The sequence below is a fragment of the Streptomyces zaehneri genome (assembly GCF_032248645.1).
GTDB lineage: Bacteria > Actinomycetota > Actinomycetes > Streptomycetales > Streptomycetaceae > Streptomyces > Streptomyces coriariae.
Genome location: NZ_JASTTJ010000008.1, coordinates 173,997 through 187,182, shown reverse-complemented (window position 1 = coordinate 187,182; position 13,186 = coordinate 173,997). Strand labels below are relative to the sequence as shown.

Here is a 13,186-nt window from a genome sequence, read left to right as displayed (position 1 = left end):
CGATGAACGATCAAGGGGTGGCACTGAGTGCCACCCCTTGGAGAAGTGCAGTCGCTCTTGATTCGCTCATCTGAGCACTACCCCCCTCAGGGGTGGCGAGAATCACGCTGCAATCAGCCTTGTGCGGACGCCTCGATTTCACGATGCGGACGCGCCCGAAGACCCGCCCAGGGATGGAAACCCGCTCGTCACACGCGGCTCCCGGGGGTCGCCGGGAGTCCCGTCACACGAGCGTCCCTCACACCCCGAGCGCCAGCAACCGCTCCTCGACCCGCTCCGGCGCGTACAGGTGCTCCACGACCAGCGCACCCGCTCCCACCAGGCCGGCCCGCTCCCCCAGCCGCGAGGTCACCACGTCCAGGCGGGCCGTGGAGCGGGGCAGCGCGCGCTGGTAGAGCAACTCGCGCACGCCCGTCAGGAAGGCGGTTCCGGCCAGATCTCCGGCGATCATCAGAACCCCGGGGTTGAGCAGCGTCACGACGGTCGCCAGTACGTCCCCGACCCGGCGCCCGGCCTCACGGGCCAGGGCGGCCGCCTCCGGGTGGCCGGCCGCGAGCAGGTCGCGCACATCCGATCCCGAGGACGCCGGGACACCCGACTCCGCCAGCCTCCGCGCCACGGCGCCACCGCTGGCGACCGCCGCGAGACAGCCGTAGGAACCGCAGCGGCACAGCGCCTCCGCGCCCACCCGGATGTGCCCGATGTCGCCGGCCCCGCCGTCGACGCCGCGGAAGATCGAGCCGCCGACCACGACCCCCGCGCCTATGCCTGTCGAAACCTTGACCAGCACGAACGCCGAACAGTCGGCGTATCCGGTGCGCTGTTCGCCGTACGCCATGAGGTTCGCGTCGTTGTCGACGAGGACGGGGACCGCCACCGCGCCCCCGTACCCGCCCGCGTTCCCGCCCGCCGTCCGTTCGGTGAAGGCTCGGGACAGCCGGCCCCTTATGTCGTAGCCGTCCCAGCCGGGCATGATCGGCGGCTGGACGACCCGGCCGGTCTCGCTGTCGACCGGGCCCGGCACGGCGAGTCCGATGCCGCACACCTCGTCCGGCCGGTGGCCCGCCTTCTCCAGCAGCTCGGCGAACCAGCCGCCCAGCTCGCCGAGCACGGCGTCCGGCCCGTCCTCTACGACCAGCGTGCCGCCGTGCTCGGCCAGGATCTCCCCGGTCAGCGTCAGCACGGCCGCCCGCGCGTGCCTCGTGTCCAGGTCCGCCGCCAGGACTACGGCGTGGGCGTCGTCGAACTCCAGGGTGATCGAGGGACGGCCGCCCAGCGGGGAGTCGACCGGGCCGCCGGCGCCCTCGCGCAGCCAGCCGGCGCGGAAGAGCCGGTCCAGGCGCTGGCCGACGGTGGCGCGGGAGAGGCCGGTGGCCTGCTGGAGGGCACCACGTGTCGTCGCCCGTCCCCTGCGCACCAGTTCGAGCAGATCTCCGGAGCTGGCCTGGCCTCGTCCCGTCATGCGCACCCCCTTGTGTTTCTCAAGCCTGCATTACATATTGAGTTTTGCGTGTTAAATAGACGTAACCCTATGGTAGCCACTGCCGAACCGGTCGGCCTTGTCGTCTTCGGGGAGCCCCGAGTGGATCGCACCGCCCAGCTCATCGCCCGCCCGGCGGAGTACGCCGTTGCATACGATCCGCCGGGTCCGCCGGGTCCGCCGCAGCTCGGGGCCCCGGCACCCGGGACTGCGCACCTCGCGGCTCTGCGCCGCAGGGCGGCGAGCGTGCTGGCGGGCAACTGGACGGGTACGTCGACGGTTCCCTCACCCGGTCTGTACCCGCACCAGTGGTCCTGGGACTCGGCCTTCATCGCCATCGGCCTGCGGCACGTCTCGCCGCGCCGGGCGCAGACGGAGCTGGAGACGCTGCTGGACGCCCAGTGGGGCGACGGGCGCATCCCGCACATCGTGTTCAACCCCTCCGTGCCGCTCGACGCGTACTTCCCGAGCCCGGACTTCTGGCGCTCCTCGACCGCGGGGCGCGCTGCGGGCGCCCCGCGCACCGTACAGACCTCCGGCATCGTGCAGCCACCGGTGCACGCGCTCGCGGCCTGGCTGGTGCACTGCGCCGACCCGGGACTCTCGCGCGCCCGCGGTTTCCTCACCCGGGTGTACCCCCGGCTGGCCGCCTGGCACCGCTATCTGCTGCACCGGCGCGACCTGGGCGGGGGCGGGCTGGTGTCCGTCGTCCATCCGTGGGAGCAGGGCATGGACAACGCGCCGAGCTGGGACGCGCCGCTCTCCCGGGTCGCCCCGGCCCCGGCCCGCTCGTTCCGGCGCGCCGACCTCGACCACGGCGCGCCCGAGGACCGCCCGACGGACCTGGACTACGGGCGGTACGTGCGGCTGGCCACGGAGTACCGGGACGGCGGATACCGCGACGGCGGAGTGCGCGACAGCGCGTACGGCGAAGACGGGGTGCGGGACGGCGGACACCTCGACGGCCGGGTACGGGACGGCGGACACGGCGGCGGCAGGCACGAGGGAAGCGGGCACGAGGGCGGCGGGGAGCCGAACCTCGGGAACGAGGACGGCAGGCCGCGGAACGGCAGGGACGAGGACGGCAGGCCGCAGGCCGCAGGGAAGCAGGACGGGCGGGAGCGGGACGGGCGGGAGCGGGACGGCGGGCTCGAGGGGGCGTCCGGTGCGGGGGGCCGGGGCGGCGCCGGGGGCGCGGAGTTCGCCGTCGAGGATCCCGCCTTCAACGCGCTGCTCATCGCCTCCGAGCACGCCCTCGCGCGCATCGCGTACGAGCTGGGCGCGACCGGCACGGCCCGGCACGCGCGCGCGGAGCGGCTCACGGCGGCGCTCGTCGAGCGGCTGTGGGACCCGGCGGAGGGCATGTTCTTCTGCCGTGATCTGCGCGGCGGGGATCCCGACCCGGGGCCGGATCGTGATCCTCGCCCGCGCCCGCTCCCCGGCGCCCTCGTCCGGGAGCGGGGCGTCTCCGGCCTCGTCCCCCTTCTCCTGCCCGGCCTGCCGCGCGAGGTGGCCGCCGCTCTCGTACGCACCCTGCGCGGCCCGCACTTCGGCCTGGGCGCCACCACCCGCCTCGCGCCCAGCTACGACCTGCTCGGCGAGGCCTTCGACCCGCACCGCTACTGGCGCGGCCCGGCCTGGTTCAACACGAGCTGGCTGCTCGAGCGGGGCCTCAGGCTGCACGGCGACCAGACCGGCGCGGACGCGCTGCGCCGGGCCGTGCTGGACATCGCGGACACCTCCGACTTCGCGGAGTACGTCGACCCGTACACCGGCGAGGCCTGCGGCGCGACCGGCTTCAGCTGGACCGCCGCGCTCACGCTCGACCTGCTGCACGACGACACCACGTCAGGCACGGGTGTCATGGCCGGCCCGGGAATCCCGGCCGGCACGGGTATCACGGCTCTCAAGGGAGGGGACCGGGGATGACGGACCGACATCATCTGCTCGTGTACGGCGGGACGTTCGCCGCCGTGGGCGACCGCGGGGACATCAGCGGCGTACGGGGCTCCGGGGTGGCAGCGGGATCTCCCGAGGGGTTGTTCGTCCGGGACGCCCGACACCTCAGCCGCTGGCAGCTGACGGTCGACGGGGCCGTGCCGGAGGTGCTCTCGCCGGTCGCGGACGGGGACACCACGCGGTGCGTGCTCGTCCCGCGCGGCGGCCGCAACGAGCCGCCGTCCTGCACGCTGTTCCGTGAACAGGCCGTCGGCGACAGCTCGTTCGTGGAGTCGCTGCGGGTGGTCAGCAACCGCCCGGTGCCGACCACGGTCCGCCTCGCGGTCACCGCCGACGCCGACTTCACCGACCAGTTCGAACTGCGCTCCGACCACCGTACGTACGCGAAGACCGGTGTCGTCCGCCGCCGCCAGATCCTCGACGACGGCGTGGAGTTCACCTACCGGCGCGGCGAGTGGAAGTCCTGTACGACGGTGACGGCCGAGCCCGTGCCGGACGGCATCGAGGAGACCGGCACCGGCGCCCGCCGGCTGGTGTGGAAACTGGAGCTCGAACCGCACGGCTCCGCCGAGCTGACCCTGCGGGTGATGGCCCGGCCGCACGGCGAGAAGCGGGCGCTGCGCGTGCCCCGCTCACCGGCCTCGGTGACCGGACAACTCCTGGCGCAGGAAGGCGAGTTCGTCGAGGGCGTGGCCTTCCCCACCGGCTGGCCAGAGCTGGCCGCGGCCTGTGCGCGCGGTCTCGCGGACCTGGCCTCGCTCCAGGTCCAGGCGACCGGGCCGGACGGCGAGGAACTGCGCGTCCCGGCGGCGGGCGCCCCCTGGTTCCTGACCCTGCTGGGCCGTGACGCCCTGCTCACCTCGCTGTTCGCCCTCCCCTACCGGCCCCGCCCGGCCGCCGCCACGCTGCTCGCGCTCGCCGCGGCCCAGGCCACCGAGACCGGGCCGCGGACCGTGTCCCAGCCCGGGAAGATCGTGCACGAGGTGCGGCACGGCGAGCTCGCCCACTTCGAGCAGGTCCCGTACGGCCGCTACTACGGCTCGGTGGACGCGACCCCGCTGTTCCTCGTCCTCCTCGGCGCGTATGTCGAGCAGACCCGTGATGTGACGCTGGCCCGCAGGCTGGAGCCGCACGCCCGCGCGGCGATCGGCTGGATGCTGGACCACGGCGGGCTCACCTCCCGCGGCTACCTGGTGTACCGGGCCGACGAGGGCGGTCTGGCCAACCAGAACTGGAAGGACTCCCCCGGCGCCATCTGCTCCGCGGACGGCACCCGCGCGACCGGAGCGGTGATGGCGGCGGGGGCCCAGGGCTACGCGTACGACGCGCTGCGCCGCACGGCGTGGGTGGCGCGCACGGTGTGGGAGGACGAGAAGTACGCGGCCCTGCTGGAACAGGCGGCCGCCGACCTGCGGGACCGGTTCCAGCGGGACTTCTGGATGCGGGAGCGTTCCTTCCCTGCGATCGCCCTGGACGGCGAGGGCCGCCAGGTCGACGCGCTCGCCTCGGACGCCGGGCACCTGCTCTGGTCGGGCCTGCTGGACAAGGAGTACGGGGAGGTCGTCGGACGGCGGCTGCTCGAACCGGACTTCTTCTCCGGCTGGGGCGTGCGCACCCTGGCGTCCGGGCAGCCGGCGTACCACCCGCTCTCCTACCACCGCGGTTCGGTCTGGCCGCACGACAACGCGCTGATCACGCTGGGCCTCGCCCGCTACGGCCTGCACGACGAGGCCCGTTCGGTCGCCCATGCGCTGGTCGACGCGGCGACCGCGACCGGGCACCGCCTCCCCGAGGTTCTCGCGGGCTACGGCCGTGACACCCACGCGGAGCCGGTACCGTACCCGCACGCGTGTGTACGGGAGTCCCGTTCGGCGGCGGCCCCGTTGGCGCTGCTCACGGCGGTCGGGGGCGCGTGACCGGCTGCTTGGCGCACCGTTTGCGCGGTGTTTGCCGAGCGCTGGCCGAGGGCGGCTGAACGCGAGCCCCAGGCAGGCCGTACGAAACTGTGGCGGATCCGGCCCCATGCCGGATCCCCCGAACCGCCGGGCTTCGTACGGAAGGACCCTCGGGTGCCTGTCACCACTCGCTCATCCCAGCCGCCCACACCGAAAGACCCCGAGACCCCGCCGGCGGAGACCGCCTCAGCCGAGACCCCATCGGACCGGACCCCGACCGCCGCGGCCGAGCCCGACCAGCCCAGCAAGTCCACCGAGACCGGTGAGGCCACCGAAACCGGTGAGGCCACCGAGGCCGGTGAGGCCGCCGAGGCCGGTGAGCACGCCGAGGCCGGTGAGCACGCCGGGGTGGGCGCGTCTCGGGGGATTCGGGCGCGGGTCTCGTACTGGCGTGGGTGGCGGGGGCGGTATCCGCGGGCCGCTCGGGTGGTGTGGTGGGCGGCGACCGTCCTTTCCCTGCTGCTCGTGTTCGGGGCGCTGTCGCTGCCGAATCGTCTCTTCGCGCTGCACCTGAGCCGGTTCGTGCGGCTGCCGGGTGAGGCGATCATCGGCGCGGCCGCGCTGCTGGCGCTGCCGCGCCGGCCCCGGGTGGCGCTGGCGGCGCTGGCCGGCGCGGCCCTCGGCGCGCTGACCATCCTGAACGTGCTCGACATGCAGTTCGTGGAGTACCTGGGCCGCCCCTTCGACCTGGTCCTGGACTGGATCCTGCTGGACGACGCGCAGTCCTACGTGGCGGACTCGATGGGCGGGACGGTCGCGCTGGCCGCGACGATCGGGCTGATCATCCTCGTCGTACTGATCATGGCCGTCATGGCGCTGGCCACGGTCCGGCTGAGCGGCATCCTGGTGCGTGACACCCGGCGGGCGACCCGGGGCACGCTGATCGCGGGCACCGTCTGGATCACCTGCTCGGTCCTCGGGGTCCAGTTCGCCGGGCTGCCGGTCGCCTCCGACCAGGTCGTGAACTCGCTCACCTCCGAGGCCAGGCGGGTGCGGGCGACCCTCCAGGACGAGGCGACGTTCGGGAAGGTGGCCCGCAGCGACACGTTCGGGGCCACCCCGGCCGCCCAGCTCGTGCCGGACCTGCGCGGCAAGGACGTCATCTTCGCCTTCATCGAGAGCTACGGCCGCAGCGCCGTCGAGGACCCGGGCATGGCGCCGGGCGTCGACGAGACGCTGGACACCAGCACCGCGGCCCTGGCGAAGGCAGGCTTCAGCGCGAAGAGCGGCTGGCTGACCTCGGCGACGTACGGCGGCAGCAGCTGGCTCGGCCACTCCACCACCCTGTCCGGCCTGTGGGTCGACACCCAGCAGCGGTACCGCACGGTGATGGCCAGCGACCACCTGTCCCTGACGAAGGTGTTCCAGAAGACCGGCGCCTGGGACACGGTCGGCATCATGCCGGGTGTGCAGAAGGGCTGGCCGGAGCAGAAGTTCTACGGCCTGGACAAGGTCTACAACGCCTTCCAGATGGGCTACCAGGGGCCGAAGTTCAGCTGGTCGACCATGCCCGACCAGTACGCCCTGGAGGCGTTCCAGCGGCTGGAGCACGGTCGCACCGACCGCGACAAGCCGCTGATGTCGGAGATCATCCTGACCTCCAGCCACCAGCCCTGGGCGCCGATCCCCAAGATGGTCGGCTGGGACGAGCTCGGCGACGGCTCGGTCTTCGAGGACATCCAGGCGGACGGCGAGAAGGCGTCCGACGTCATCGCCGACTCCGGCAAGTCCAAGAAGGAGTACGGCAAGTCCATCCAGTACTCGGTGACCGCCCTCACCCAGTGGATGGAGCGCTACGGCACCGACGACACCGTCCTGGTGTTCCTCGGCGACCACCAGCCCATCAGCCGGGTCAGCGGCAACAACGCCAGCCGGGACGTGCCGGTCTCGATCGTCGCCAAGGACCCGAAGGTCCTCGACAAGATCGCCGCCTGGAACTGGACGGACGGCCTGAAGCCGGCCCACGACGCCCCGGTGTGGAAGATGAGTTCCTTCCGCGACAGGTTCCTGAAGGCGTACGGCTCGACCCCGCACCCGACGACGGGCTGAGACCCTGCGGGTCGGCCCCCTCCGGCGGGTCGGCGCCCCCGGGGCGTCAGCCGCCGGAGGTGTCCAGTTCCGCGTCCTCGCTGATGCCCGCGCAGTCGTACGGGTCCTTCAGCCAGCCGTCCGGCAGCACGACCCTGTTGTTGCCGGAGGTGCGGCCCCGGGGGCCGTCGGCGCCGGTGGGCCAGGCCTGGTCGAGGTCCAGCTCGTCGAGACCGGCCCGGAGTTCGGCGAGCGACGAGGTGACGGCCAGCCGCTTGCGCATCTCGGAGCCGACCGCGAAGCCCTTGAGGTACCAGGCGACGTGCTTGCGGAAGTCGATGACCCCGCGCGGCTCGTCGCCGATCCACTCGCCGAGCAGGGTGGCGTGCCGGACCATGATGTCGGCGACCTCGCGGAGCGAGGGCCGGGCGATGTCCTCGGTCCGTCCCTCGAAGGCGGCCACGAGGTCGGCGAACAGCCATGGCCGGCCGAGGCAGCCGCGTCCGACGACCACGCCGTCGCACCCGGTCTCGCGCACCATGCGCAGCGCGTCCTCGGCCGACCAGATGTCGCCGTTGCCGAGGACGGGGATCTCCGGGACGTGTTCCTTCAGGCGGGCGATCGCCTCCCAGTCGGCGGTGCCGCCGTAGTGCTGGGCGGCGGTGCGTCCGTGCAGGGCGATCGCGGTGACGCCCTCCTCGACGGCGATACGGCCCGCGTCGAGGTAGGTGATGTGGTCGTCGTCGATGCCCTTGCGCATCTTCATCGTCACCGGCAGGTCGCCGGCCCCGCTCACCGCCTCGCGCAGGATCGCCCGCAGCAGAGGGCGCTTGAAGGGAAGCGCGGAACCGCCGCCCTTGCGGGTCACCTTGGGGACCGGGCAGCCGAAGTTCAGGTCGATGTGGTCGGCGAGGCCCTCCTCCGCGATCATGCGGACGGCCTTGCCGACGGTGGCCGGGTCGACGCCGTACAGCTGGATCGAACGCGGCTTCTCGCTCGCGTCGAAGTGGATCAGCTGCATGGTCTTCTCGTTGCGCTCGACCAGCGCCCGGGTCGTGATCATCTCGCTCACGAACAGGCCCTTGCCCCCGCTGGACTCCCGGCACAGGGTCCGGAAGGGAGCGTTGGTGATCCCGGCCATGGGAGCCAGGACGACCGGCGGGGTGACGGCGTGCGGGCCGATCCGGAGGGTCGTGTTCTGCGTGGGCGCGGTCGTGGGCATCCACCCATTGTCACGCATCGGAGGGAGTGCCCGGCCGCATATTTCCCTGCCCGGCCGACACATCATGTAGTAACCATTAGTTAGGCGCACTATTGATATCGGCGTACGATGGAGCGCATGCCCGAGCTCAGCTCCCGGCGACGTCTCCTGGTTCTCGCGATCTGCTGCATGAGCCTGCTGATCGTGAGTCTCGACGTCACCGTTCTCAATGTCGCCCTGCCCGCGATGCAGAGCGATCTGCACGCCTCCACCGCCGGCCTCCAGTGGACGATCGACGCGTACACGCTCGTGCTGGCCGTGCTGCTGATGCTGGCGGGATCGACCGCCGACCGGATCGGCCGCAAGAAGGTCTTCATGGCCGGGCTGGTCGTGTTCACGATCGGCTCGGCGCTGTGCTCGCTGGCCCCGAACCTGGAGCTGCTGGTCGCGGCCCGGATGGTGCAGGCGGTCGGCGGCTCGATGCTGAACCCGGTCGCCATGTCGATCATCACCAACACGTTCACCGATCCCCGCGAGCGGGCCCGTGCCATCGGGGTGTGGGGCGCGGTCGTGGGCATCTCGATGGCGGCGGGACCGCTGCTGGGCGGGCTCCTGGTGGAGTCCGTCGGCTGGCGGTCGATCTTCTGGCTCAACCTGCCGATCGGCCTGGTCGCCCTGCTGGCGACCCTGCGGTACGTCCCCGAGTCCCGCGCGCCGAAGGCCCGCCGCCCCGACCCGGTCGGCCAGCTGCTGGTCATCGCCCTGTTCGGCCCCCTCACCTACGCGATCATCGAGGCGCCGGAGGCGGGCGCCTCGACCAGCCTCCCCTTCGCCGCGGTGGCGCTGGCCGCGCTGATCGGCCTGCTCCGGTACGAGCCGCGGCGCGCTGAACCCCTGGTCGACCTGCGCTTCTTCCGGTCGGTCCCGTTCAGCGGGGCGACCGTGGTAGCGGTCGCCGCGTTCGCCGCGCTGGGCGGGTTCCTGTTCCTGTCCACGCTGTACCTCCAGAACGTGCGGGGCCTCGACGCCCTGCACGCCGGGCTGTGGATGCTGCCCATGGCCGTGCCGATGTTCCTGTGCGCCCCGCTGTCCGGACGGCTGGTCGGCAGCCGGGGACCGCGGCTGCCGCTGCTGATCTCGGGCGCCGCGATCACGACGAGCGGGCTGCTGTTCGCCGTCTTCGAGGCGGAGACGTCCGACGTGACGCTGTTCCTCGGGTACGTGCTGTTCGGCGTGGGCTTCGGGTTCGTGAACGCGCCGATCACGAACACGGCGGTGTCCGGCATGCCGCGCGGTCAGGCGGGCGTCGCGGCGGCGGTCGCCTCCACCAGCCGCCAACTGGGCCAGACCCTGGGCGTCGCGGTGATCGGCGCGGTCCTCGCGGCGGGCGTGAGCACCTCGGCGTACCGCGACACCTTCGTCTCCGCCGCCGTCCCCGGCTGGTGGATCCTCACCGGCTGCGGTGCCGTCGTCCTCGTCCTGGGCGCCGTGACCACCGGAGCCTGGGCCCGCCGGACGGCGGAACGGACCGCGCGACGACTGGAGTCGCCGGAGGTCCGGGAGGCGGCGAGCCTCAGCGCCTGACCCCGATCCCGGCGGCTTCGGCGCTCTTGGCGGTCTTGGCGGTCCCTGCCGTCTCGGCGCTCTTGGCGGTCCCTGCCGTCTCGGCGGTCTCCGCACTCTCGGCGGAGGCCGCCCGCGCGAACGCGTACAGCTTCTCCAGCCGCTCGCGCGTCACCTCGTCCGCCGGTGCGTACGTCACCAGCCGCGCCCCGAGTTCCGGGCTCAGCCAGAGGTCGGTGTGGGTGAGGTCGAGGAGGCCGACGTGCGGGTTGCGGAACTGTTTGGTCTTGCTGCGGGTCGCGACGACCTCGTAGCGCTCCCAGTTCTCGCGGAACTCGGGGGACTCCGACTGGAGCCGCTTGACCAGCATCTTCCAGGCGGGCTCGGTGAGATGGCCGGCCATGGAGGCGCGGAGCTTCGCGGCCATCAGGCGCATGGACTCGTCGAGGTGGACGACCGACTCGCGCCACTGCGGGTGGGTGTGGACGAGGATCATGCAGTTGCGGTCCTCGGGCGGGATCGCGTCGAGGTCGCAGAGCAGACGGGAGTAGGTGCGGTTGTAGGCCAGGATGTCGTAGCGGCTGTTCTGGACGCAGGCGGGCAGCGGGTCGAGCTGGTCGAGGACCTCGCGTACGGCGTCGGTGACGCCGGTGCAGGACGAGGCGGGGGTCGGGTCGGTCGCGGCGGCCAGCTGGAAGAGGTGCGCCCGTTCGCTCGGGTCGAGCAGCAGGGTGCGGGCGAGGGCGTCGAGGACCTGGACCGAGACCTGGATGTCCCTGGACTGTTCGAGCCAGGTGTACCAGGTGACGCCCACCGCCGAGAGATGGGCGACCTCCTCGCGGCGCAGTCCCGGCGTACGGCGGCGTGCCCCGCGAGGGAGACCCACCTGCTCGGGCGTGATCCGCTCGCGGCGGCTGCGCAGGAAGGCGGCCAGCTCGTGGCGCCGGATCTCCGAGCCTCCGGCCCCGGGCGACTCACGGGCCCTCTGGACCTCGCGTGCCTCCTGGGCCGCACGGACCTCCTGGGCCGCACGGACCTCCTGGGCCGCACGGACCTCCTGGGCCTCACGAGTTCCCTGAGCCTGGCGCATCGCCCGGGCCTCGCGCGCGCGTGTTTCCTGGGCCATCGTCGTCATGCCTCCAGCGTGCTGCCGCCCGGACCCTGTTGCCAGGTACTCCTTCTACCAGGATAAGAAGCATCTGGTACCCGTCTGAGCGGCGGCGCAGGCTCGGGAGCGTGACTGAAACCATCGCCACCCCAGCCGCCGCACGGACGGTCGCGGCGCCCCACGCGCTCGGCTCCCTCGGGCTGTTCACCGTGCTGCTCGGCGCGGCCCTTCCCCTGATCGACTTCTTCATCGTCAACGTCGCCCTGCCCACCATGGGCCGGGATCTCGCCGCGAGCGAGTCCGTCCTCGAACTCGTCGTCGCCGGGTACGGGCTCGCGTACGCCGTACTGCTGGTGCTGGGCGGCCGGCTCGGTGACCTGTTCGGCCGGCGCCGGCTCTTCCTGGGCGGTATGGCCGCCTTCGGCCTGACCTCGCTGGCCTGCGGACTCGCGCCGGACGCCTGGTCGCTGGTCGCGGCGCGGGTCGCGCAGGGCGCGTCGGCCGCCGCGATGGTTCCGCAGGTGCTGGCCACCATCCAGTCGTCCACCGAGGGGCCGCGACGCGCCAAGGCGATGAGCCTGTACGGCGCGACCGCCGGGCTGGCCATGGTCACGGGCCAGATCCTGGGCGGCGTGCTCGTCGCCGCGGACCTCGCCGGCAGCGGCTGGCGGTCCGTGTTCCTCGTGAACGTCCCGGTCGTGGTCGTCGGGCTCGTCCTCGCCGTCCGTACCGTCCCGGAGACGCGCTCACCGCGCCCCGAGCCCGTGGACGTACCCGGCACCGTGCTCCTCGCCGCCGCCCTGCTGACGCTGCTCGCCCCGCTCACCGAGGGCCGTGCGGCGGGCTGGCCACTGTGGACATGGCTGTCGCTGGCCGCGTTCCCGCTGGTGACGGGCGCGTTCCTCGCGGTGGAGCGGCGGGCCGACCGACAGGGCCGTACCCCGCTGGTGCCGCCGAGCCTGTTCGCGCTCACCACGCTGCGGCGCGGACTGACGATCATGGTGCCGTTCGCGATCGGCTTCAGCGGGTTCATGTTCGTCATCGCCGTGGCGCTCCAGAGCGGGGCGGGGCTGGGCCCGGTGCCGGCCGGTCTGGCGCTCGCGCCGATGGCCCTGGCCTTCTTCCTCGTCTCGCTGGCCGGGCCGCGGCTGGTGGCGCGGTTCGGGGCCCGGGTGGTCACGGCGGGCTCGGTGGTCCAGGGCGTGGGTGTCGTCCTCATCCTGCTGGCGGTGCGCGCCGACTGGCCGGACGTCGGCTTCGTCGAACTGCTGCCGGGCGCGGCGGTCGCCGGTGCGGGGCAGGCGCTCCAACTGCCCGTCGTCATGAGGATCGTGATGTCCGAGGTGCCGCCGGCCCGCGCGGGCGTCGGCAGCGGGGTGATGGTGACCACCCAACAGGCCTCGCTGGCGCTGGGCGTGGCCACGCTCGGCACCCTCTTCCTGTCCCTGGTACCGGGGATGGGCATGCGGGACGCCCTGGTCACCACGCTGGCAGTGCAGTTGGGCGGGGTCGTCGTGACGGGCCTGCTGAGCCTGCGGCTGCCGCGCAGGGTGGGTTGACTCCGGCGTCCCGGACCGGCCTCGGGAACGGCTCGGTCAACGCGAGCGGACGAAACCCCCGTTGATGTTGGTATTGCTGCACACTCCTTGCTGGCCGGGATTTCGGGAGGCGTGGTGCTGGAGATCAACACGAGCAAGGTCAGCCGCTGGGACCAGCACGGGCGGGAGCATGTCGTCAGGGTGCGGCGCGCGGGAGTGCAGCGCACGATCAGATGTGACACCTGCGGCTGGCGCAAGGGGGCGCAGTTCCTGCCGTGGCTGAAGGCCGAGGAACACCTCGCCGAGGCGCATCAGGCGACGGTGGACCCCTCGGAGGGCCGCGAGCCGCGATGA

General features: G+C 72.7%; 9 protein-coding genes. 6 read left to right on the top strand and 3 right to left on the bottom strand.

Annotated elements, in window-relative coordinates; translation table 11 throughout:
- Positions 1-238: 238 nt before the first annotated feature.
- Positions 239-1,462 carry an ROK family protein gene (locus QQM72_RS15990; RefSeq protein ID WP_314221533.1) on the bottom strand — a complete coding sequence of 408 codons (1,224 nt, stop codon included), beginning with the start codon at positions 1,460-1,462 and terminating at the stop codon, positions 239-241.
- Positions 1,463-1,582: 120 nt separating this feature from the next.
- On the opposite strand from QQM72_RS15990, the gene QQM72_RS15985 reads away from it, so the two are divergent.
- The 3 genes from QQM72_RS15985 to QQM72_RS15975 all read left to right on the top strand — a co-directional run bounded on the left by QQM72_RS15985 (position 1,583) and on the right by QQM72_RS15975 (position 7,443).
- Complete coding sequence (locus tag QQM72_RS15985) at positions 1,583-3,409, top strand: MGH1-like glycoside hydrolase domain-containing protein (protein WP_314221532.1); 1,827 nt, start codon at positions 1,583-1,585, stop codon at positions 3,407-3,409.
- The gene (locus tag QQM72_RS15980; RefSeq protein ID WP_314221531.1) at positions 3,406-5,355 is read left to right on the top strand and encodes an amylo-alpha-1,6-glucosidase; all 1,950 of its coding nucleotides are present in this window, start codon (positions 3,406-3,408) and stop codon (positions 5,353-5,355) included. Before QQM72_RS15985 ends, QQM72_RS15980 begins: the two co-directional genes overlap by 4 nt.
- Before the next feature lie 153 nt (positions 5,356-5,508).
- Complete coding sequence (locus QQM72_RS15975; protein WP_314221530.1) at positions 5,509-7,443, top strand: LTA synthase family protein; 1,935 nt, start codon at positions 5,509-5,511, stop codon at positions 7,441-7,443.
- Between the two features lie 46 nt (positions 7,444-7,489).
- Here the strand turns inward: QQM72_RS15975 and dusB are convergent, their stop codons facing one another.
- A complete protein-coding gene (gene dusB / locus QQM72_RS15970) occupies positions 7,490-8,644 on the bottom strand; it encodes a tRNA dihydrouridine synthase DusB (protein ID WP_314221529.1) in 1,155 nt (384 codons plus the stop codon).
- A 117-nt stretch (positions 8,645-8,761) separates the two neighbouring features.
- Here dusB and QQM72_RS15965 point away from each other — a divergent pair, with 117 nt between their 5' ends.
- Positions 8,762-10,207 carry an MFS transporter gene (locus tag QQM72_RS15965; RefSeq protein ID WP_314221528.1) on the top strand — a complete coding sequence of 482 codons (1,446 nt, stop codon included), beginning with the start codon at positions 8,762-8,764 and terminating at the stop codon, positions 10,205-10,207.
- On the opposite strand, the gene QQM72_RS15960 is transcribed toward QQM72_RS15965, so the two are convergent.
- The gene (locus QQM72_RS15960) at positions 10,197-11,321 is read right to left on the bottom strand and encodes an MmyB family transcriptional regulator (RefSeq protein WP_314221527.1); all 1,125 of its coding nucleotides are present in this window, start codon (positions 11,319-11,321) and stop codon (positions 10,197-10,199) included. The two genes, QQM72_RS15965 and QQM72_RS15960, sit on opposite strands and share 11 nt — an antisense overlap.
- A gap of 101 nt (positions 11,322-11,422) precedes the next feature.
- Here QQM72_RS15960 and QQM72_RS15955 point away from each other — a divergent pair, with 101 nt between their 5' ends.
- Together QQM72_RS15955 and QQM72_RS15950 are read left to right on the top strand one after the other, a co-directional pair.
- A complete protein-coding gene (locus QQM72_RS15955; RefSeq protein WP_314221526.1) occupies positions 11,423-12,853 on the top strand; it encodes an MFS transporter in 1,431 nt (476 codons plus the stop codon).
- A gap of 114 nt (positions 12,854-12,967) precedes the next feature.
- On the top strand, positions 12,968-13,186 hold the full coding sequence (locus QQM72_RS15950; protein ID WP_020132980.1) for a hypothetical protein: 219 nt from the start codon (positions 12,968-12,970) through the stop codon (positions 13,184-13,186).

Excerpts from the sequence above, each read along its gene's own strand:
- QQM72_RS15990 (WP_314221533.1), bottom strand. The coding sequence starts at position 1,462 with ATGACGGGACGAGGCCAGGCCAGCTCCGGAGATCTGCTCGAACTGGTG.
- QQM72_RS15980 (WP_314221531.1), top strand. The coding sequence starts at position 3,406 with ATGACGGACCGACATCATCTGCTCGTGTACGGCGGGACGTTCGCCGCC.
- dusB (WP_314221529.1), bottom strand. The coding sequence starts at position 8,644 with ATGCCCACGACCGCGCCCACGCAGAACACGACCCTCCGGATCGGCCCG.
- QQM72_RS15965 (WP_314221528.1), top strand. The coding sequence starts at position 8,762 with ATGCCCGAGCTCAGCTCCCGGCGACGTCTCCTGGTTCTCGCGATCTGC.
- QQM72_RS15960 (WP_314221527.1), bottom strand. The coding sequence starts at position 11,321 with ATGACGACGATGGCCCAGGAAACACGCGCGCGCGAGGCCCGGGCGATG.